The following is a 21,678-nucleotide window of genomic DNA, read 5'->3' as shown; positions in this document are numbered from 1 at the left end:
CCCCACAGAACAACCAAAACCCCAATCTGGTCTGTGTCCCCACAGATCTTACAAAAAACTAATCATCCTCAAAACCACTACTTTCGCAGCTCCTTTGGCAATATACCAAAAGCTTTTTTGAATGCAGATGTGAAGTGAGTTGCATGGACGTAACCGAGGTGTTCGGCGATTTCTGATATGAGTTTGTCACTTTGCTCAAGAAGTTGCTTTGCTACTTGCATTCTGTGCGCTTGCAAATATCCAAAGACAGTATTTCCGAAAGCCTGCTTGAATTTTCTTTTCAAGTCAAACTCATTGGTGCCCACCAGCTGTGCTAGCTCTTTGATAGAGGGTGGATTACTCATCCTATCCAATAGGATGGATTTAGCTTCCTCCATTTTTTGCAAATCTTCAGGAGATAATTTCATTGCGGGAGCTTGATCCATGTTTTCTGAGTCATCGATCAAGGCGATCAAAAATTCGAGAGTTTTCAGCTCTACATAATGTTTCATAAAGCAGCCTTGATACTTTCTTGACACAAAATCCTGTAACATCGCTCTCAAACTAGGTGATAATGGAACAGGTCTTTTCGAAAAAACACCAACAGATGCCTTTTTGGTGTTGGCAATGAGCCCTTGGATTTTTTGAAACAAATCTGGAAAAGTATGCTCAATATGCCCTAGGTGGATATTGAATATCAGCCCTTCAAATGGAAGGGAGGATTGAATCGATACTTCCTCACAATTGTAGTAGAGGAGGTTGGCTTCATTTTCATTTGCTTGATAGATCACTTCTCTGCTCGAATTCTCATAGGTCAGACTCCCAGCCAAGCAGAAATTAATTTGTAAGCAATCCTTCCTTGGTTTTACAGTCACCGACTTAGTGCCAATTTCTTCGGTTTTGGCATGACAATAATAGATCTTGTCAGATATAAACTCTATCAAGCGTACAGCATTGACTTCAGACCCTACCAATGAATTAACATTTGAGCCATTTTCTATCGTCAAATCCCACAACACATCCGATTGCTGGTCTTTTGAGATCATTTTTTCAAAAATACCTCCAAAGTGTTTGGGCTTAGTTTCTCCCTTTATCGTCATTCTTATTCCTTTTAGAGTCACTCTTTGTCAATGGCCTCCACGTATATTTGCGGCATAAAATTAATCCTTTTTTAGACTAAATCTAAATAAATCGATGAAGAAAATTATACTTAAATCAAAAGCAGGCAGCTTGATCACCCTTCTTTCCCTTGCTACGCTATTGATAAGCTCCCATACCTTTGCGCAGCGAATACATGTCAATGGACAAGTATTTGATAGTTATTCAAGACAAAGCCTCCCTGGAGCTACGATTCAGGTCAAGGGTAGTGCAGCGACTTCCGTGGCTGATGCTGATGGTAAATTTAGAATGTATGCCGAGATCGGGGATATTCTTTTGGTAAGGTACATAGGATTTGTAGAGCAGGAGATCGAGGCGACTGAAGATGAGCAGCAAGTGTCTATTTACTTGAAAGAAAACCTCACAGAGCTATCAGAAGTGCAAGTCACTGCGGCGCTTGGGTTCAGCAGATCAGCCAAAGAGCTAGGTAGCTCAGCACAGATCGTAGATGCAGATGAATTGAACCAAGGCAAAACGGTCAATCCACTTTTCGGCTTATCGAGTAAGGTGGCAGGATTGAGGATCAACATGTATGATAGCAAAGTAGATCCAGCTGCTCAAGTGGTATTGAGAGGTAACCGATCTCTACAGCGTAGCTCTGGGATCGATGGACGCAATCCAAATGAGCCGATCTATGTAGTAGATGGGGTGCCGATTCCAAATATCAGTAGACTAAATCCCAACGATATCGAAAGTATTACAGTACTGAAAGGAGCAAATGCAGCAGCTCTTTATGGATCTGAAGGTGTAAATGGTGCCTTGATGATCACGACAAAAAAGGGGAGAAAAGGTGAAGGAATAGTAAGGATAAGTAATACGACGACTTTTTCAAATGTCTATTTCCTACCAGAAGCTCAGACTACTTATGGCCAAGGAAACAATGGTGTCTACAGCCCAACCACATTCGAATCTTGGGGACCGGCTTTTGATGGCTCATCTAGACCATTTGGTTCTCCACTCCCTGACGGCACACAGCCAATGTTGATTTATGCAGCTCCGGCAAGAGACAATAGGCTTGATTTGTTCCAGACTGGGGTCAATGTTCAAAATGACGTATCCTTTTCAGGTGGTGATGATGTAAGCACTTATTTCCTTTCCGCTCAGTATGTAACCCAATCTGGTATCATTCCTAAAGATCAAAATGATAGGGTAAACCTTAGATTCAATGGATCGAGAGATTTTAAAAAGTTGAAGACTTCTTATAATTTCAATTTTATCAACAATAGAAAAGATGTCACACCTGATGGGCCTTGGATTGGTTCTTACAGAATGCCAGCCAACTTTGATTATGGAATGATCAGGGATTGGGAGGATTTGAATTCACCCGGTAATCCGAACAACTATTTTATACCAAATGGAAGCTGGTTGCGTAATCCATACTTTTTGATCGATAATATCAGGGATCAAAGTAATCAGCAGATCCTCAATGGTAAGATTGAATTGAACTATAATGTTGCTCCATGGATGGATGTGTTGTACAGGGTGGGTATGTATTCTTCTTCAGATGAAATCAGAAGCTTCACAAATAAGTACGAAGCCGAAGGAACTAGAAATACCCCAGGGTCAGTGAATGATCAGAGTATTTTCTATAGAAGATTGAACAGTGATTTGATCATTAGCTTGAAGAAAGATTTCGGTGACTTTAGCAACAGGCTCCTGATTGGACAGAATATCAGAACGGACTATAGGAAGACACAAAATGTGTCTGCTTCCAACTTACTATATACTGATATCATCAACCAAAGCAGTAGACAAGGGGAACTAGCTGGAGGATCGGCAATCACAGAGCAGCGCTCCCTAGCAGTGTATGGTGAATATGTGGCAGGATACAAGGACCTTTTGTTCGTGACATTTACGGGTAGAAATGATTGGATATCTACTTTGAGTAGAGAAAACAGGTCTTATTTCTATCCTGGCGTGAGTGCTTCTTTTGTAGCTTCGGATGCGATACCAGCATTGAGACAGATGAGAAAGTTGTCTTATGCAAAACTCTACACTTCTTGGAACAAAACAGGGAATGTGACATTGACACCTTATCAGTTGAACAATGCCTATACACAAAGCAATGGTTTTCCTTTCGGAAACAACATCGGGTTCCTACCTGGGCTGACGAATCCAAACCCGAATATTATGCCTGAATTTGTAACTTCTTATGAGGTAGGATTTCAAATGGGACTATTCAACCACCGTTTGTACCTTGAAGGTGCTTATGTCTATTCAGATGCTGATGGTCAGATTTCCAATGCCAATATTTCAAGAGCTACAGGCTACAATGCCATGCTTGTCAACTCAGGTAGAATGACCAACAACATCATAGAATTGACAGTAAGTGGAGATGTGATCAGGACCATGGATTGGAATTGGAATTTGGGCTTCAATTTCACCCACACCAACAATGTCGTGAGAGAATTGTACGGTGGTGCAGACTTTAGACAGAACTTTAGACAGTCTTATGCATTTGTAGGGGACCAGTTTCCTATGCTTTGGGTAAGTGATTATCAAAGGGCTCCAGATGGAAGAGTTGTGGTGGATGCCGAAACAGGTGACCCTATAGTCGCCCCTGACAATGTAAAGCTTGGACCGATGGTGCCTCCTTATATGTTAGGTGTTACCTCTAGATTGGAGTACAAGGGTTTTTCCCTTATCGCTCAATTTGATGGGAGAATGGGAGGCTGGTTCTACTCTGAGACCATACCACCGATGTATGAGTTTGGAACTCACCCGATCACTGCTGCATACGGTAGAGAAGCTTTCGTATGGCCTAATTCAGTGATAGAAACATCCCCTGGAGTATATGTGGACAATACAGACATATTGACATCTGGTGGTGGTAAAGAATTTTGGACGAGACAAGGTGCGGTGCAAAGTAATACAGCAGCCAAGGCAGACTTCTTCAAATTGAGAGAACTGAACCTGAGCTATACTTTGCCAAACAAGCTTCTTGAAGGTCAAAAACTAGTGCGATCCGCAACTGTCGGAGTAGTGGCGACCAACCTATTTGTAATCACCCATTCGAGCAATAATATTGGAGATCCAGAATACTTGTACAACAATACTGACGGCTACTATAGCTTCAGACAGGTTCCTCCAATGAGAACAGTTGGATTCACCGTAAATGCTTCATTCTAAGACTAGAATTTCAATTTTAACATGATGAAATCAAGCAAGTTGAACAGACATAATTAATTATAAGTGTATTGCGAAGATTCCATCTGACCAATGAAAAGATAAAAAATACAGATGAAAAAAATTAATATAAAACTGCTTTTTGTCCTACTCGCCTCTTGCTTTATGGCTTGCGATGAGTTTTTGGATGTGAATAGTAATCCAAATAGCCCAATTGGCGATAACCTGCCCTTGAGTGCTAAGTTGCCAGGAGCTTTGGTGTCTATTACCAATCAAGAGGTTCTTCAACTCAATCAAATCGGTGCATTCTGGGGAGGCTATTGGGGAACCAACAATGAAGGTATCAATCAGTTCTTTGACCTAAAAACTTACAATGGTCAAAATATCAGAAGTCAGAGAGAGGGAATTCCTGTTTGGGAAAATGGGTACAACAATATCCTTTACTTTCGACTCATTCAAAATGAGGCAGAGTCTACAGGTCAACTTTTCTATGCAGGAACTTCCAAAATCATGCAAGGGATGATGTTCCTCAGGTTGGTAGACATGTATAACAATATTCCTTTTGATGATGCTGCCAAAGGTAGCGAAGTGATCAATCCTGCGTATGAACCTGGTCAAGTGGTCTATCAGAAAGCTGTGAGTTTGATTTCAGAGGGAATCGAGGATGTCAAAGCCTCAGGTACCATTCCTTCTAATCATGGAGATGTGCTCTTCCAAGGCAATAAATCACTTTGGGCAAAATTTGGCAATACCCTAAAATTGAGAGCACTCATAAGACAAAGTGAAAAGAATGAAACGCAATATGTAAATGCAGAAATTCAAAAGATCATAACAGAAGGTAGTGGATTCTTAATGGCTGGTGAGCTTGCTGCTGTCAACCCAGGATACCTGAATACCAATGGTAAAATGAATCCTTTTTGGGCAGCATATTACAGAGATGTACAAGGCAATACCACTGCAAACTACCAAAGTATCAGACCGACAATCTATCTCCTTGAGCAATATCAAAGCAAAAATGACCCAAGGCTGGAGCGACTTTATGTACCCGTGGAAGGATCATATCGAGGTGTAATTTTTGGAAATTCCGAAGCAGGTAATCCTATCTTTGAGAGAAATGCCACTTCAGCTTTTCGTGGACCACGTGAAAACAGCAATCAAGCAACTGGGATTTTTCACAATTGGAATCAGTCGAGTGTAATTCTGTCTGATTTTGAGAGTCTTTTCCTTCAAGCAGAAGCCGTACATCGAGGTTGGATAGCAGGGGATGTTAGTCAACTTTATCAGCAGGCAATTGCGAGGTCTTTTGACTATACAAAAGTACCTGAGGCAAGTCTCTCGGGATATTTAGCTCAATCAGCTGTAGCCTTGGCTGATGCGCAAAATCCTTTGGAACGCATTATCGAACAAAAGTGGCTGGCTTTGAACAGCATTAGTAGCATAGAAGCTTGGAATGATTTCAGAAGGCTCGGCATGCCAAATTATCCTGCCACGGCAGCCTCAGGCATAACTGGAAGACCCCTCAGACTTATGTATCCTGAAACCGAGCGTGGGACTAACCTCGAGCAAGTAGAAGCTCAGGGTTCTGACCGAATGCTTCAAGATAAAGTATGGTGGATGCCTTAATATAAGAACACATTTAAAGATGACTGCATGCGATTTGGGGATTTTGTCCTCAGATCGTATGCAGTTTAACTTGTTTAAATGACTGATTTGCGACCAAGAAAAAAACAATATTTAGAAAGTATACCTCAAACATTGATGACCATGAAAGAAAAAAAGGCATTAGGCTTATGGCCAAAAATCAGGAAATTTTTCAACGATATCCACTTGTGGGTAGGTCTTGCATCTGGGATTGTATTGTTGGCGGTTTGTCTGACAGGAACCATTTATGTGTACAATACGGAGATCAGGGAGTGGGGAGCACCTCACCTTTATCACATAGAAGTCCCAAAGGGTGCGAAGAAGATCTCAGCCCAAGAAGCAATAGCTGCTGTAAAAGCTGAGGCAAATGGAGCAATCACTGGGATCACTTTAGAGCAAAAGTCAAACAGGCCTTATCAGATCTCAGTCCGTCCAGAGGGGAATACTGGAGGAAGGTTTGGTATTACTTATTTTGTCAATCCTTACACAGGTGAGATTCTCGGTAATAGTGCTGAGCCGAACAAAGCTGCTGATTTTATGGGCTATATGTTTAGCTTGCATCGATGGTTGCTTCTTGATAAAATTGAGGAGCCGTTGATAGGAGAATTGCCCAATAGGACTTTGGGGAGCTATATCTCTGGGGCAGCCACCATCTTGTTTACCATAGGGGTGATTACTGGTATGGTGATATGGTTTCCACAGCGTATCAAAAGTTGGAGGCAGGGTCTTAAAGTGAAATTTGGGAAAAGCTGGAAACGTACCAATCATGATCTTCACAATACCTTGGCTTTTTATGCTATTATTATTTTGTTTTTGATGGGCGTGACTGGGCCATTTTGGTCTTTCCCTTGGTACAGAGAAGGATTACAAAAAACATTAGGTACCTACCAAGCTCCTCCAGCTGAAAGACCCGCTGGTCAAGGTCCCCCAAATGGTGGAGGCCGAGGTGGAAATGGTGGCGAAAGAGAGAGAGGACAGCAGCAAAGGAATGGAGAAGTAGCAGAAGAAATTCCCTATACTTTTGCAGCATCTATAGAAGAGTTGCTCCTTGTGGTTGATGAAACTTTGCCATATCAAGGAAATTATAGGGTCAATATTCCGCAAAAAGCGGGAGATGATATTTCTGTTCAAAAGTCTAGAGTAGGATTCTTTGCTCCAGCAGCTGGTGACAGGGTGAATCTCGACCCAGTGTCTAAGGCGGTCAAAGAAGTAGAGATTTTCAGAGACAAACCTTTCAATGAACGTGTCTCAAGATCTGTCAAAGCACTTCACGTAGGTGATGTGTATGGTCAATTTTCAAAGTTACTTTACTTTATAGCTTGCTTGATTGCCACAAGCCTACCAGTGACAGGTACATTGATCTGGATCAACAAGATGAAAAAGGGTAAAAAGAAATCAAGCTTAAATAAGCGTGCTACTCCAAAAATGACTGAAAGTGTGAGTTGATTTATTAATCATTTGGGGTTGATATTCAATCAAGTAGTTTAAAATAAAGCTATGAAATGTTTCTAAATTTAGAAACTTTTCATAGCTTTATCATGTTAAATACGTTATTGTAAATGAGATTTTTTGAAACAAAATTTTTAGAAGAAGCTAATGAGTTCATTTCAAAGCAAGATATGAAGGTAATTAAGAAAATCTTTTACAATATCGATGTTGCTGAGCAAACGAATGATCCAAAACTATTTAAGAAACTTCAGAATGATATTTGGGAGTTTCGAACAAAATTTCTAGGGAGTCAAATTAGACTATTAGCGTTTTGGGACAAAACGGATAGAAAAAAGACCTTGGTTATTGCAACTCATGGTTTCATTAAAAAAGTTGATAAAGTTCCTGCAAATGAAATTAAAAGGGCTGTAAGATTGAAAATCGAATATTTCAATAACAAAAGCAAAAAGTGAATATATGGCACACAAGGAAATTAAGACCTACTCACTTGCCGAAATGAAAGATAAGTATATCGGTAAAGTTGGTACTTTAGAACGGGACGAATATGAATATGAGCTTCGCATGGATGTATTAGGGAAAATGATTAAGGCTGCAAGACAGGAAAGGAATTTGACCCAAGAAGAGCTTGGCAGACTTGTGGGAGTTCAGAAGTCTCAAATTTCTAAACTTGAAAGCAGCGCTAATAGTGCGACCATTGATACTATTTTAAAAGTTTTTAGAGCATTAAAAGCTGAAGTCAATTTTAATGTAAAGCTAGAGGAAAACTTTGTTAAGCTATTTTGATAAAAGAAAAAGAGATATATTATTTTTTAGTCAATGTGTTGAAAAATATTCGCTTAAATTAAGCATGTGCTTAAGATAACCAAGACACTCTACAATAGCCATAGTAGAGTGTCTTGGTATTGGTTACTTTAATAAGTATGATTTGAATGCTTCAAAATCATTTTCCATAGGCAGTGCTTGTTTTTCACCGTCCAAGAAAGCCGCTAGTCTTTCAGGTAGTTCTATTGTTAGATTCAAAGCATGTTCCACTGTTTCTCTGAATTTCCCTGGGTGAGCTGTTTCCAAAAATATACCTACATATTCATCTGGAAATTGCTTTCGGAAATTTCTCAAGCCAAGGTAGCCAACAGCACCATGAGGATCCATTATGTATTTGCTTTGATGATACACTGTGATCATGGCATCTCTGGTGTGATGATCATCAAAGTAGAAACCCTTTACTTTTTCTCTAAATAGACTTTCATCATTGTCGTACAATGCAAGCAACCTGTAGAAATTGCTTGGGTTTCCCACGTCCATGCTATTGCTGATAGTCGGGATCGATGCTTGTGACTCAAATCTTCCACCTTCTAGAAAGGCTGGAACCACACGATTGACATTGGTAGAGGCAATAAATGTATCAATAGGAAGCCCCATTCTTTCTGCTAATATTCCGGCACCTAAGTTCCCGAAATTCCCACTTGGAACAGATATAGCCAATTTTTTACCTGTTTTTTCCAATTTGGAATAAGCGTAAAAATAGTAAAGACATTGTGGAATCCACCTAGCGACATTGATCGAATTGGCCGACGTCAAGATCAACTTGCTGTTCAACTCTTCATCAAGAAATGCTTCTTTGACTAGTTTTTGGCAATCATCAAATACTCCATCGATTTCTAATGCCGTGATGTTTTCACCTAAGGTGGTGAATTGCTTCTCTTGTAAGTCACTTACTTTCCCTTTTGGGTAGAGGATGATTACCTCCACGCCAGGTACTTTATAAAATCCATTGGCTACAGCACTTCCTGTGTCACCAGATGTAGCTACCAACACTTTGACTTGCTGACTTTCGTCTTCCATCAGGATAGACATAAGCTTAGAGCAGAATCTTGCACCGAAGTCTTTGAACGCCAATGTAGGTCCATGAAAAAGCTCCAAACTATAGACACCTTCTTCCAATGCCACAAGTGGGGCATCAAATACCAAGGTATGATCCACTAATGTTTTGATCTGATCAGGCTCAAGTTGATCTTCAAATAGTGCACCTAGGACTTCATAGCCTATCTCCTGAAAGCTCATCTTGTGGAGATTGTCAATGATACTTGGAGAAAGCATTGGTATAGCAACTGGCATATATAGACCCTGATCTGGTGCTAGCCCCTTGATCACAGCTTCTTTTAGTGATACTTGGTGTTCTGGATTATTTGTACTGTAGAAGTTCATGTTCTTTGTTTTCAAGCATTTTCATTAGATTACATATGCACCTTTATCATTCACTTCGGATATAAAGGCATCTACTTCAAGTCCAATCTGTGCAAATACTTCTTGACCTACGGTAGCAACCTCTTCTGCTACTTTTCTAGATGGTGAGAGTACAAAGATCGTAGGCCCGGATCCTGATATTCCAGAGCCCAATGCGCCAATACGTTGGATGGCTAGCCTTAGCTCGTAAAATCCTGGTATCAGTAGTGCACGTGTTGGTTCTGCGATGACATCTTTAAGAGACCTGCTTATCAAGTTAAAATCAGATTGATATAGACCAGAAATCAGGCCAGCTATATTCCCAGATTGTATCGTGGCGTCTTTTAGCGATAATTGTTTTTTCAAAACAGACCTTGAATCCGATGTGTTTAACTCCAAATGAGGGTGTAGTAAAGTGCAGAATAAACCTTTTGGAACTGGTAATTTGATAACATCTAGTGGATGGTAATCTCTAATCAAGACAAATCCGCCCAATAGAGAAGGCGCAACATTGTCAGCATGAGCAGCTCCACAAGCTATCCTTTCTGCCTCTACGGCAAAGTTTACCAATTCTTTTTTATCATAAGGTTCACCAAGTAAAGCATTTGCGGCAATCAAAGCAGCAGCTGCACTTGCAGCTGAGGATCCCATGCCTGAGCCAAGTGGAAGCCCTTTGTAAAGAGATATTTCCATCCCTCCATCAAAGCCATGCTGATCTAGCATAGCTTGTATGGCAACTGTACAGGTGTTTTTTTCAGCTTCATAAGGAAGCCTTCCACCATCACCCTCTATCAATACTACCCGAAGGCCAGGCTCATCACTTAGTGTGACTTCCACTTGGTCACCTAGCTCATCGATAGCAAATCCTAGGATATCAAATCCACACGATACATTAGCTACAGTAGCCGGTGCAAAAGCCCTGATGGATTTTTTCATGATCTTGAGTAGTTACCGATTCTAATTACATCTGCAAATACGCCCGCAGCCGTTACATCTGCTCCTGCCCCAGGTCCTCTGATGATCATTGGGAAATCATGATAGCGTTCTGTAGTGAACAGGATCATGTTATCACTGCCTCTCAGGGTAGAGAATGGGTGACTTTGAGCCAAGGATTGTAGTCCCACTTTGGCTTTTCCATTTTCTAAAGTTGCCATGAACCTCAACTTCTCTCCTTTGTCAGCCGCATCAGTAAGTAGCTTAGAAAATGCTGCATCATGACCTTTGAGTTTTTCAAAAAAATCTGAGACATCTTTCGTTATAACACAGTCCTCTGGAACCATGCTCTGTATGCTGATGTCTTCAAAGTGTAAGTCTTGCTCAGCTTCACGCCCTAGAATCAGTATTTTTCTCGCGACATCCATTCCACTCAAATCATCCCTTGGATCTGGCTCAGTGTACCCTAATTCCTTTGCTTTTTTCACTACTTCAGAGAAAGGAGCTCCATTTTCCAACTCACTGAAAATATAATTCATAGAACCACTGAGTACTGCCTCAATTTTCAACACCTTATCGCCACTCAGCATCAAATCTTGAAGGGTATTGATCACGGGTAAACCAGCAGCTACATTGGTCTCATATAGGAATTTCACACCACGTTTTCCAGCGAGTTTTTTAAGATTTTTGTACTTTTCCAAAGATCCAGAGTTCGCTTTTTTATTTGGTGTGACGATGCCGACCTTGGCTTCTAGAATTCTTTCATAGAAATCGGCTACATCTTGGCTAGCTGTACAATCTACGAATACAGAATTGGAGAAGTTCATAGACTCCATCTGAGCAATGAATTTTTCCAAATCCATCTGTGAGGCTTTTGGTGCATCTTCTGGTAGAGGACAATTTTTCAAATCAAATCCATCCTCATGAAATGCCATATATCTTGAATTTGCTATACCATGTATTTGAATGTCTAGTAAGTTTTCCTTTTGGAGTTTGAATTGTTGATTGGCGATCATTTTGATCAAGGCTTGGCCTATCAGTCCTACACCCACCAAGAATACGTGAAGCACTTTATTATCTGATAGGAAAAATGCTTCGTGAAGCGCATTCAAGGCTTTCTGCAAATCAGCCTTAGAAACTACAGCAGAGATATTTAGCTCCGAACTACCCTGAGCTATGGCGTAGACATTGACATTGTTTTGACCCAAAGCTTGGAACATCCTTCCACTAGCACCTGGGTTTTGCTTCATATTTTCCCCTACTACAGCGACTACAGCTAGATCTGAGATCACATGTACTACATCGATTTCACCATTTCTGATTTCATGAAAAAACTCCCGCTCCACGGACTCTTTTGCAGCAGATACATCGGCTGTTTTGATTGCTAAGCATGTGATTTGCTCTGAGGATGCTTGAGATATCAAGATCACATTGACATTGGCACTTGATAAGGCTCCAAATATCCTTCTATTTACATCGATCACGTCAAGGATACCTGCCCCTTGGATGTTTAGCAATGAAATGTCAGACATGGAAGAGATACCTTTAATCAGTTTGCCTGATGGGGCATCACCATTGATCAAAGTGCCCGCATTGCTAGGTTCGAAGGTGTTTTTGATGAATATTGGAATACCTTTCTTCATCGCCGGCTGCATGGTGGATGGGAATATCACTTTGGCTCCAAAGTGAGAAAGCTCCATCGCTTCATAGTAGCTTAGCTGCGGAATAGTAAAAGCAGAATATACCAGCCTTGGATCTGATGTCAATACACCAGACACATCTGTCCAAATCTCCAAGCTGTCGGCATTCAGTGCCGAAGCAACAATCGCCGCTGTATAGTCAGAACCACTTCGGCCTAGCGTGGTAGTCTCTCCTTTGGCTGTGGAGGACACAAAACCTGTGATCACTTGCATGCCTTGATGTTGATGAAAATAGTCTTGGATCAGATCATTTGTTATTGAAAAATCTACTTTGGCGTTCCCAAATCGGTCGTTTGTCCTGATGATTTCTCTAGCATCAAGGTATTTGGCATCAAAACCACTTGCTTTAAGTGCCTCAGCTAATATGAATGCAGAAAGTCTTTCTCCAAAACTTGCTACATAGTCTAGTGTCCTTGGAGAGCATTCTTTGATCAAGTAGATACCATGGAAGAGATCCTCTAGTTCGTTGAACCTGACTTTGACAAAGGTCAGAACGGGAGATTGTAGACTTATTGGAATAAGTTGACGAACTATTTCAATATGTCTGTCTTCTAGTTTTTTGATAGCTTCTACAAAAGATTTGTCTCCATGCTTGGCATTGGATGCACTATTGAGGAGTACTTCCGTCACGCCACCAAAGGCAGAAAATACGATGGCAATGTCTGAATGAGATTTCGCCTCTTTGATAATTTCAAAGACTTTTTTGATGTTTTCTTGATTGGCTACCGATGAGCCTCCAAATTTTAATATTTTCATAAAAATATGATTCTTCCTGATTTGAATATAGCGATTATCGGGTTTGAGTAAGACAAACCACTTTTAATGGGGCAATATGAGATAGTCAGCACGGGATTACCCCGTGATGGTAGTGAATGTTGTAGTGGTAGTCATGCTTATAAAAATGCACTCCCCTTTCCTTACGATAGGAGCTTTCTGATTGAAAGAATGTGACTGTGTCCTTTGCATGATTTGTAATTGATTTACAATTCTAATTACAATTTTTCAAAACTCAAAAAATTTTATTGCAGAATTTATAAGGTTTGACCATGTAAATTGGTATAATGATAATATTTGATGTGGTTTTTATTTAAAAATCTAAACTAATTACAATTGATAATTCTGTTTGTCTCCTGTAAATATTGATTTAATTCCATTTTTAGCTTGTAAGTTTTAAAAAAAACAAATTATACCCATATCCATCTCCTTTTAGTAATTTATAAAATTATCTTGGCGATCAAATGCTTTTTTGCTAGTCGTTTTTCCAATTAATATGAAGTTGTTTATATCATGCTGTAAGTTTAGTTTTTTGAAATTTGGAAAAGATTATACGAATAGGCATATACGGAAAATTACTAGTAACTTACTTTTTTCAAAATCCAAAGAACATTTTGATTGGCTTGCCTACTGCTGTCTGTGCGTTTATGCTTAAAAAAGTTTTTAGCATTTAGATTAATCCGTATATTTTTTTAATTTCAGACCTTAATTAAATACATTTTAAACTAATATTTTATGAAAAAATTAGCAAATGCTTTGTTTCTACTCGTGTTTTTGAGTTTCTCTTCATGCAGTTCTATCAACAACTTCAATCCATTGAGTTTATTGACGGGGAATAACTGGGTGCTATCTTCTATTTTGGGAGGAGGGTTAGATGCAAGTAAATTTACCTCAGGGATTCCATTTTTAAACTTTATGGATGGTGGAAAATTAGCTGGATTTGCAGGTTGTAATAACTTTAATGGAAATTTTCAACTAGATGGAACATCCTTGAGCTTAGATCCTGGCGCAATGACGAAAAAAGCATGTCAAGGTGGAGGTGAAGATCAGTTCCTCTCCCTATTGAATCAGGCGAAGAATGTTAAGGTAGCCAAAAATAAACTAACGCTTCTGGATGGAGCCAAAGAATTGATGAGCTTTGTGCCGCAGCAATAGGTATAAAAATTATAGAATTTAAAAAGAAAATCCTCCTAAACCTTAATACAGCAGTTTAGGAGGATTTTTTATTTGCAGTTTTCTTTTCGTCTCGTATCTATCACATAGGTGATCTTCCAGCCTTCGGATGTCTTTATCAATGAGAAGGCATTCACTCCACAGTGACTGAAATTATCATTTACGTAAAACTCATAAGGTGTCCATGCTTGTGCGATTTTATCATCTATGTTGATTTCATATTGAAGAATTCGCTCATCTATGATGGTTTCTACTGGTGTAGTGGCTATTCTATTGATGAAATCATTTACTGAATTGCTACCAAGCATGGTACCTGACTCATTTTGTGATGCAGTATGCATCACTGCTTGGGGATGAAATGCCGACTCAATCAAAGCTTGATCTTTGGTTTTCATTCCTTCAAAAAGTGAGCTAATGGTCGCTTTAATAGCTTCATCATCAGTTTGGGCATTGATACCTAAGGTTCCAAGACTTAGAGTCAAAAGTATTAAGAATAATTTTTTCATTTCTTTTTGATGTCACCACCAGTATTAGTTTTTACATCTATCAGCTTAGGATCTCCAGTGTAGTTGATGACGGCAGCTGTAGCAGCAGAACCTTTGATTGATTCAGTGACTTTGAACTCACCTTTTGCCGCGGTGTTTGCAGTTACTTCCGCAGCTCCTATGGTCAGTTTTTTACCATCGAGCTCAGCTTTTGTATATAGTTTAAGTTCAAGATTTTTTGCATTTCCGTCTACTGCAAGCTTGGCATTTGTATTTCCCTCTATAAATAGGTTGCTTGTGTTCACTGTGGCTTCAATGTAGGCATTGGAAGCTGCAAAAAGATATACATTGTCGGCCTCTAGTGTGCTGTTTACAAAAACTTTAGAGCTGCTACTTGCTTGAATCTCATCAATGTCCACATAGGTAATGGTTACTTTCACGGAGCTTGATCTGAAATTACCTCTTCCTAACTTGACCTCAAGTGTTCCGTCTGATACATTGGTCTCTACTTTGTCAAGGTCTACTCCAGAGGCCACGATAGCGATCGAATTTTTCTCGCCTTTGACCAATTCCGCTTCAATTGCACTATTCACTTTTAAACTTGAGAAGTTCCTCAAATCTCTCGTTTCTTTTTGAGTTTGGGCAAATACCTGCTGTCCGATAAGGAGGATCAGAAGGGCAATAACGTTGGTTACTTTTTTCATAGTTTGTTTTAAATTAAATCCCACCATACAGTTTAAAGGTCATGTTTCTTAGGTCTGGATTATTGAGCGCATAGTGCATAGCTTCGGCGATTTCATCTGGATGAACCCACAGCGAGAAGTCTGCATCTGGCATAGATTCTCTGTTCTGAGGGGTATCGATTACGCTTGGTACAAATATATGCGACCGAATCTTCAAAGCTTTGGTTTCTTCTGCTACCAAATCTGCTAAGCTGACCACAAGACTTTTACTCAAAGCGTATGCCACAACTTCTTTTCCATCTTCAGGCTGAAGTGCAGGTCTAGCTCCTACAAATAAAAAACTACCATGATTATTCTTCTTCATCATAGGTAGGAAGTTTTTTACCATATTATAAGCAGAAGAAAAATTTAATTTGATCATTTTCTGGATGTCTTCAGAATTGGTGTCTTCAATTGTTCCCATGGAGAATCCTCCTACTAGTAAGATTACTGCATCTACATCACCATATTGCATTTGATACTCTTTGGCAAAATCATGAGCAGCCTGATCATCAGTGACATTTACTTCATATAGATCATCCGCTCCATCCACTTCATCTCCTGACTCAGGCTCTATGGTTGCTATTATATTGTAACCTTCCCTTTTGAATTTCTCTACAACTGCCTTTCCGAGATTTCCTGCTGCGCCTGTGATAATTATATTTCTTTCCATGTCTATTTTTAATTTTTTCTCCACTAAAATTAAGCTTAAATTTGTCCAAAGCCTAAATTTCATTGAAATTCAATTTAAAAGGCATGAAGCGTAGTAGTGAAAATTATTTTGATTTGGTGTATGAGGTGGTCAAATTGATCCCAACAGGAAGAGTATGTACTTATGGTGCAATAGCTAATTATTTGGGCTTAAAAAGTGGTGCTCGAATGGTAGGCTATGCCATGAATGCAGCGCATGGATTGCCCGAGGTACCAGCGCATAGAGTGGTAAATAGACAAGGCGTGCTCACTGGAAAGCATCATTTTTCTTCACCAGAAATGATGCAAAATTTGCTTGAAAATGAGGGGGTTACTATAGAAAATGATCAAGTTCTTGATTTTGATCATTTATTTTGGGATCCCAGTAGAGCCTTATTATAGGTGAATTAATCTTTTTGTAAGGATTTTTTTGACTAAATAAAACAAAATTCAACAATAATTAATTAAATTTTCTAATTGTGTATGCTTTTTGTATTAACACCTACAAATAGATTAAAAAAGTATGGATACAGAATTGAAAAGTCACATTGCGGAGAACCTCAGAAAGCACAGAGTGCTCAGGGGTTACACACAAGAGTATATCGCAGAATATCTTGGCAAAAGAGATTATACTGCATACTCTAGGTACGAGCAAGGTAGATCTAACCTAAAAATGGAAGATGCTATCAAACTAGCAACTCTTTATGATGTAGATGTCCAAGAATTAATATCTGTTTCACCTTCTGTGACAGCAACAGCTGAATCAGGTAAAAAGGTAAAAGGAATGATATCTATTCTTGTAGACCTTGATGGATCAAACAGCACACTGGATGCTAACATCCAAAGGTTGAAAAGGATTAATGAATTGCTTTCTAAGCAAGAAATTTAATCATCGCTTCCTAATCAGGTATAGACCCATAAACATCAAGAGTCCATTCAGAATTAATGCTTCGAATCCGAATTTATAGCCGGCAAGCAATTTTTCTGAGTTTTTACTGATTAAGAAAGTAATCAGAGGAGCAGCAATAGCCAGGTACGGCACCAATTTATCTTTAACATTAAATTTGGTGAACAAACCAAATGCAAATAGCCCTAGTAGCGGACCATACGTGTATCCAGCTATAATGAATACTGCATTGATGATGCTTTGGTCATTGATCCATTTGAACATCAAAATTACCAAAAACATCAATCCTGTAAATGCAAGGTGGACAGCTTTTCGTACCTGGACTTGTTTCTCTTTCGAATAGTTTTTTTCTATTTCTAAGAAATCAAAACAAAATGATGTAGTCAAGGCTGTAAGCGTGGAGTCCGCACTTGAATAGGCTGCTGCGGTGATGCCTAAGACGAAAATTATTCCTACTATCGCAGTAAATTCCGTGGTGGCTAGAAATGGATAAAGATCGTCAGATTTAGTAGGGATAGATACACCATTAGTTTCTGCATATAGATAGAGTAGCACTCCAAGTGATAAGAATAACAGGTTGACAATCACCAAAATGATGGTAAACCAAAACATATTCTTCTGTGCATCACCTAAACTTCTACACGTTAGGTTTTTTTGCATCATATCTTGATCCAAGCCAGTCATTACAATGGTGATAAATGCACCAGATATAAATTGTTTAAAAAAGTTTTGTCCAGATCTCCAATCCCAGTTGAAAATTTCAGACCTAGAATCATTTGCTACTGTGCTCAAAAAATCACCAATCCGTATTATTCCTAAATCTTTGCCTATTAAATAAATACTACTCAAAACAGCTAACAGCATAAAAAGTGTTTGCAAGGTGTCGGTCCACACGACAGTTTTGATACCACCTCTATAGGTGTATAGCCAAATCAATCCGACGGTAATCAAAACAGAAACCCAGAAAGGAATACCCCAATGATCAAAAAGGATAAGTTGTAGCACACCTGCGACTAGAAAAACCCTGATAGAAGATCCAAGTGTCCTCGATAAGATAAAAAAGAAAGCGCCTGTTTTGTATGACCAAAACCCAAACCTTTGCTGAAGAAAACTATATATAGAGACTAAATTTAACTTGTAATACAAAGGAAGTAAGACTTTGGCAATCACAAAATACCCAAGGGTATAGCCCATTACTACTTGAAAGTAATAAAAGTTGCTATTACCAACTTCTCCAGGTACCGAGATGAAAGTAACTCCAGATAGGGACGCCCCTATCATTCCAAAAGCAACCAAAAACCAAGGGGACTGCCTATCACCTGTGAAAAAGGTGTCGGATGTTACTTTGCGACTTGTCAGATAAGAAATCAAAAACAATAAGGCAAAGTATGATATTATACTGATAAGGGCTAAATTTGAATCCATAATTGGTTTGGCAATTAGCACGCTAAATTGTTCATAATAATTAAATTTGCAAAATGAATCAAGAAACACACGCACTACCGGAGTTGGAAGAAATTGAAGTTCTTCTTGAAGAGTTGATAGATAAGGAAGCGCATGATCTTGTAGTTTTCAATGATGATGTCAATACATTCGAACATGTTACCAAAGTTCTAATCAAAGTCTGCAATCACTCTCAAGAGCAAGCTGAGCAGTGTACACTCATCATTCATTACAAAGGGAAATGTGCTGTCAAGAAAGGGAGTGAGACTAAGCTGAAGCCAATGTGTCAAGCTATCCTTGACGCAGGTATCCAAGCAGCTATAGTGTAAACCCAGCTTTCTAGTGAATTTCCCATCCAAACTCATAGAAGATGCTGTCAATGAGATCAGTCGCCTCCCCGGGATTGGTAAAAAAACAGCACTCAGACTTGCCTTACACCTTCTCAAGCAGAAAGAGTCTGTGTCAGAATCCTTGTCGCAGGCTATTCTGAAAATGCGTACAGAAGTAAAGTATTGCACGATTTGTCACAATATTTCTGATGCAGATATCTGTGGCATATGCGCAAGCAACAAAAGAGACCGTTCAATCATTTGTGTAGTGGAAGAGATTCCAGATGTCTTGGCTATCGAAAATACAGCTCAATATAATGGATTGTATCATGTCCTCGGTGGTGTGATCTCACCTATGCATGGGGTAGGGCCTGATGAGTTGAAAATAGCTTCCCTTATGAAACGTGTGGAAGAGTCCTCAGAAAATTCTAAAGTAAGTGAGGTGATTTTAGCACTGCCAGCAACCATGGAAGGTGATACTACGGCTTTTTATATCACAAGAATGCTAGCTGCTAAAGGAATAAAAGTAAGTACTATCGCTAGAGGGATTCCCATAGGCGGCGAGTTGGAATTCACTGATGAGGTAACTTTGGGCAGGAGTATACTTACTCGAGTAAATTACTCACCAGAGTAAAATTTTCTTTTGGGGAATAAAAAGTGTTTTCTATATTTGCACTCCAATTGAAGGATTGACTAGAATATTTAGAACTTTTCCAAAAGAATTTATTCTAATTGTAGAAGTTATAAATGCAGGATTATCCCGATAGCTATCGGGATGGCAAGAGCGCTCAACCTTATTGAAATGATATTTGAATTAAGATAATTATTGGGGGATTATCCCGATAGTTATCGGGATGGCAAGATCGCTCAACCTTATTGAAATGATATTTGAATTAAGATAATTATTGGGGGATTATCCCGATAGCTATCGGGATGGCAAGAGTGCTCAACCTTATTGAAATGATATTTGAATTAAGATAATTATTGGGGGATTAGCTCAGTTGGCTAGAGCGCTACACTGGCAGTGTAGAGGCCACCGGTTCGAATCCGGTATTCTCCACAACTTGTAATTATAACCCGCTAGATAAGCAAAATCTAGCGGGTTTTATTTTTAAGGTGGTGACACTTCTATAACAGCTGTAGATGCTTGGATGAAAAGGGAGATGTTATCTTAGTGGCAGATTGGCATAAGATGAACGTAATTCCCTATAACCTTGAAAGAACATACCGATCGATTAGTGACAAACTACCCGGGCATCCTATCTTCTTTTTTAAGTGTGAGGATACTCTTCTCGATGTTCAAGATACAATCATGGGTACAAGTGAACGGCCTCATCAGGTTTTGATAAGTTCATTCGAGCCCCAGACCCTTGAGATTCAAAACTGGCAAAAGCCTATTTATGGCTTTCAGTCTAATTTCACAATTATCCATCCAATTCCTAGGATACTAACACATCCAAACAATTCGTCTTGGTTTTACATGCCAATCATTCGGGATGACATATCATCGCACATCGATACCGTTACGATCTTTAGAAAAGTAAATGATCTGTTGATTCTTGAATATATCTTTAATTTAACTGGATTTGATAGGACGCTTAATTTTAGACCTAAGACCTACTAGCATAGAGAGAGTCTATTTCGCCGCACCTGTCTACCCATAGATAGAGGCATATTTCAACATTATTTCGCTCGAGTATATTTCATTAAAGACTCTTGATTCTTACTTGACAATCTCCTTTTGATTCTCTCCCACTCTTGATTCTAGTCTCTTGTTGTCTCTCACTCCTAATCTCTCGCTTCTATCTCGCCTCATTCTGCTCTAAATATTACCCTATCAATCTTCCATACCAGAAGACTTCATTTTTTCCACGTTCTCAGCAAAACGGAGTGCAGAGATAAATTCCTCGATATTTCCTTCCATTACATCTGGTAAGTTATATACCGTTTTATTGATTCGATGATCGGTCACTCGGCTTTGTGGATAGTTGTATGTTCTGATTTTGTCAGATCTATCTCCACTACCTACCATGGATTTACGTTGTGCACCTACGGCCTCATTGTGCTTAGCTAGTTCGATTTCATATAATCTGGAACGAAGGACTTTCAAAGCTTTTTCAAAATTCTTGATTTGAGATTTTTCATCTTGGCAAGTCACTACCAATCCAGATGGAAGGTGTGTCAACCTCACGGCGGAGTAGGTAGTATTTACTGACTGACCTCCAGGGCCAGAAGAGCAGTAGGTATCTTTACGTACTTCATTCATGTTGATATTCACTTCTACATCATCCATCTCTGGCAAGACAGCTACTGTAGCGGCAGAGGTATGCACACGGCCTTGTGTTTCCGTAGCGGGAACTCTCTGTACCCTGTGTACACCAGACTCATACTTCATCATTCCATATACATCTGCTCCAGTGATGGTGCTGATGATCTCTTTGTATCCACCAGATGAACCGAAAGTCAAATCCAATACGGTGAGTTTCCAGCCTTGCTTGTCACAGAATCTCTGATACATCCTGAAAAGATCCCCTGCAAAAATCGCCGCTTCATCTCCTCCAGTACCACTTCGGATCTCCAAAATGCTATCCTTAGAATCATTTGGATCCTTCGGGATCAACTGCTGCTTGAGATCTTCCTCAAGCTTGATTTCCTTAGCCCTCAGTTCGTCCAGCTCCATTTTCGCCATTTCTCTGAAATCAGGATCTTTTTCGTTTTCCAAGATTTCCTTAGAACTTTTGATATTATCTAATACCAAAGTGTATTCATCGAGAAGCTCTACTATCTTCTCCAGTTCCTTATATTCTTTGGTTAACTTAGTGTATTTACCCATATCAGACATGGCATCTGGCTGGATGATGAGCTGACCTACTTCGATAAATCTATCTTTGAGCGCTTGTAATTTGTCAAGCATATTTTCTTTCTTTTTTTAGTGGTGCAAAGATA

Annotated in this window: 20 protein-coding genes and 1 tRNA gene; 12 read left to right on the top strand and 9 right to left on the bottom strand. The window is 39.4% G+C overall.

The features are described from left to right. Nucleotides 1–77 precede the first annotated feature (77 nt). Complete coding sequence (locus MM214_RS05405) at nt 78–1,025, bottom strand: helix-turn-helix transcriptional regulator (protein ID WP_241292892.1); 948 nt, start codon at nt 1,023–1,025, stop codon at nt 78–80. 148 nt (nt 1,026–1,173) lie between these two features. On the opposite strand from MM214_RS05405, the gene MM214_RS05400 reads away from it, so the two are divergent. The 5 genes from MM214_RS05400 to MM214_RS05380 all read left to right on the top strand — a co-directional run bounded on the left by MM214_RS05400 (nt 1,174) and on the right by MM214_RS05380 (nt 8,136). Then, entirely contained in the window at nt 1,174–4,266 is a 3,093-nt protein-coding gene (locus MM214_RS05400; protein WP_241292890.1) for a SusC/RagA family TonB-linked outer membrane protein, read from the top strand. A gap of 111 nt (nt 4,267–4,377) precedes the next feature. Continuing rightward, entirely contained in the window at nt 4,378–5,886 is a 1,509-nt protein-coding gene (locus tag MM214_RS05395) for a SusD/RagB family nutrient-binding outer membrane lipoprotein (RefSeq protein ID WP_241292888.1), read from the top strand. 141 nt (nt 5,887–6,027) lie between these two features. Further along, complete coding sequence (locus MM214_RS05390; protein ID WP_241292887.1) at nt 6,028–7,350, top strand: PepSY-associated TM helix domain-containing protein; 1,323 nt, start codon at nt 6,028–6,030, stop codon at nt 7,348–7,350. A 113-nt stretch (nt 7,351–7,463) separates the two neighbouring features. Then, nucleotides 7,464–7,805 (top strand): type II toxin-antitoxin system RelE/ParE family toxin, encoded by a 342-nt coding sequence (locus tag MM214_RS05385; protein ID WP_262916587.1) that lies wholly within the window; start codon nt 7,464–7,466, stop codon nt 7,803–7,805. 4 nt (nt 7,806–7,809) lie between these two features. Continuing rightward, the gene (locus MM214_RS05380) at nt 7,810–8,136 is read left to right on the top strand and encodes a helix-turn-helix domain-containing protein (protein ID WP_241292883.1); all 327 of its coding nucleotides are present in this window, start codon (nt 7,810–7,812) and stop codon (nt 8,134–8,136) included. Between the two features lie 123 nt (nt 8,137–8,259). Here the strand turns inward: MM214_RS05380 and thrC are convergent, their stop codons facing one another. The 3 genes from thrC to thrA are packed head-to-tail and all read right to left on the bottom strand — an operon-like array spanning nt 8,260 to nt 12,965. Continuing rightward, nucleotides 8,260–9,558 carry a threonine synthase gene (thrC, locus tag MM214_RS05375; protein ID WP_241292881.1) on the bottom strand — a complete coding sequence of 433 codons (1,299 nt, stop codon included), beginning with the start codon at nt 9,556–9,558 and terminating at the stop codon, nt 8,260–8,262. 24 nt (nt 9,559–9,582) lie between these two features. Continuing rightward, a complete protein-coding gene (locus MM214_RS05370) occupies nt 9,583–10,512 on the bottom strand; it encodes a homoserine kinase (RefSeq protein WP_241292879.1) in 930 nt (309 codons plus the stop codon). Continuing rightward, a complete protein-coding gene (gene thrA, locus MM214_RS05365; protein ID WP_241292877.1) occupies nt 10,509–12,965 on the bottom strand; it encodes a bifunctional aspartate kinase/homoserine dehydrogenase I in 2,457 nt (818 codons plus the stop codon). Before thrA ends, MM214_RS05370 begins: the two co-directional genes overlap by 4 nt. 753 nt (nt 12,966–13,718) lie before the next feature. Between thrA and MM214_RS05360 the strand changes: the two genes are divergently transcribed. Then, nucleotides 13,719–14,138, top strand: a complete 420-nt coding sequence (locus MM214_RS05360; protein WP_241292871.1) for an META domain-containing protein — start codon at nt 13,719–13,721, stop codon at nt 14,136–14,138. A 68-nt stretch (nt 14,139–14,206) separates the two neighbouring features. On the opposite strand, the gene MM214_RS05355 is transcribed toward MM214_RS05360, so the two are convergent. The 3 genes from MM214_RS05355 to MM214_RS05345 are packed head-to-tail and all read right to left on the bottom strand — an operon-like array spanning nt 14,207 to nt 16,036. Beyond that, nucleotides 14,207–14,662 carry a nuclear transport factor 2 family protein gene (locus tag MM214_RS05355; RefSeq protein ID WP_241292869.1) on the bottom strand — a complete coding sequence of 152 codons (456 nt, stop codon included), beginning with the start codon at nt 14,660–14,662 and terminating at the stop codon, nt 14,207–14,209. Further along, on the bottom strand, nt 14,659–15,345 hold the full coding sequence (locus MM214_RS05350) for a head GIN domain-containing protein (protein WP_241292867.1): 687 nt from the start codon (nt 15,343–15,345) through the stop codon (nt 14,659–14,661). The genes MM214_RS05355 and MM214_RS05350 overlap by 4 nt, the downstream gene beginning before the upstream one ends. A gap of 13 nt (nt 15,346–15,358) precedes the next feature. Further along, nucleotides 15,359–16,036 carry an SDR family NAD(P)-dependent oxidoreductase gene (locus MM214_RS05345; RefSeq protein WP_241292865.1) on the bottom strand — a complete coding sequence of 226 codons (678 nt, stop codon included), beginning with the start codon at nt 16,034–16,036 and terminating at the stop codon, nt 15,359–15,361. Between the two features lie 83 nt (nt 16,037–16,119). Between MM214_RS05345 and MM214_RS05340 the strand changes: the two genes are divergently transcribed. Together MM214_RS05340 and MM214_RS05335 are read left to right on the top strand one after the other, a co-directional pair. After that, nucleotides 16,120–16,455, top strand: coding sequence for an MGMT family protein (locus MM214_RS05340; RefSeq protein ID WP_241292863.1), 336 nt, complete (start codon nt 16,120–16,122; stop codon nt 16,453–16,455). A gap of 121 nt (nt 16,456–16,576) precedes the next feature. Then, nucleotides 16,577–16,942, top strand: coding sequence for a helix-turn-helix domain-containing protein (locus MM214_RS05335; RefSeq protein ID WP_241292861.1), 366 nt, complete (start codon nt 16,577–16,579; stop codon nt 16,940–16,942). Here MM214_RS05335 and MM214_RS05330 read toward each other — a convergent pair whose 3' ends face one another. Further along, nucleotides 16,943–18,385 carry a sodium:solute symporter gene (locus MM214_RS05330; protein WP_241292859.1) on the bottom strand — a complete coding sequence of 481 codons (1,443 nt, stop codon included), beginning with the start codon at nt 18,383–18,385 and terminating at the stop codon, nt 16,943–16,945. It lies immediately after the preceding gene. Between the two features lie 53 nt (nt 18,386–18,438). Between MM214_RS05330 and MM214_RS05325 the strand changes: the two genes are divergently transcribed. The 4 genes from MM214_RS05325 to MM214_RS05310 all read left to right on the top strand — a co-directional run bounded on the left by MM214_RS05325 (nt 18,439) and on the right by MM214_RS05310 (nt 20,356). Next, the gene (locus tag MM214_RS05325) at nt 18,439–18,732 is read left to right on the top strand and encodes an ATP-dependent Clp protease adaptor ClpS (protein ID WP_241292857.1); all 294 of its coding nucleotides are present in this window, start codon (nt 18,439–18,441) and stop codon (nt 18,730–18,732) included. 13 nt (nt 18,733–18,745) lie between these two features. Continuing rightward, nucleotides 18,746–19,366 (top strand): recombination mediator RecR, encoded by a 621-nt coding sequence (recR, locus tag MM214_RS05320; protein WP_241292855.1) that lies wholly within the window; start codon nt 18,746–18,748, stop codon nt 19,364–19,366. A gap of 352 nt (nt 19,367–19,718) precedes the next feature. After that, nucleotides 19,719–19,792 (top strand) — tRNA-Ala (locus MM214_RS05315). Between the two features lie 132 nt (nt 19,793–19,924). Next, the gene (locus MM214_RS05310; protein WP_241292853.1) at nt 19,925–20,356 is read left to right on the top strand and encodes a hypothetical protein; all 432 of its coding nucleotides are present in this window, start codon (nt 19,925–19,927) and stop codon (nt 20,354–20,356) included. A gap of 213 nt (nt 20,357–20,569) precedes the next feature. Here MM214_RS05310 and prfA read toward each other — a convergent pair whose 3' ends face one another. Continuing rightward, a complete protein-coding gene (prfA, locus tag MM214_RS05305) occupies nt 20,570–21,646 on the bottom strand; it encodes a peptide chain release factor 1 (RefSeq protein WP_241292851.1) in 1,077 nt (358 codons plus the stop codon). Between the last annotated feature and the right edge of the window lie 32 nt (nt 21,647–21,678).

The organism is Belliella kenyensis (assembly GCF_022549675.1).
Lineage (GTDB): Bacteria > Bacteroidota > Bacteroidia > Cytophagales > Cyclobacteriaceae > Belliella > Belliella kenyensis.
The sequence above is the reverse complement of the archived record's forward strand: the minus strand, read 5'-3'. Positions and strand labels throughout refer to the sequence as shown.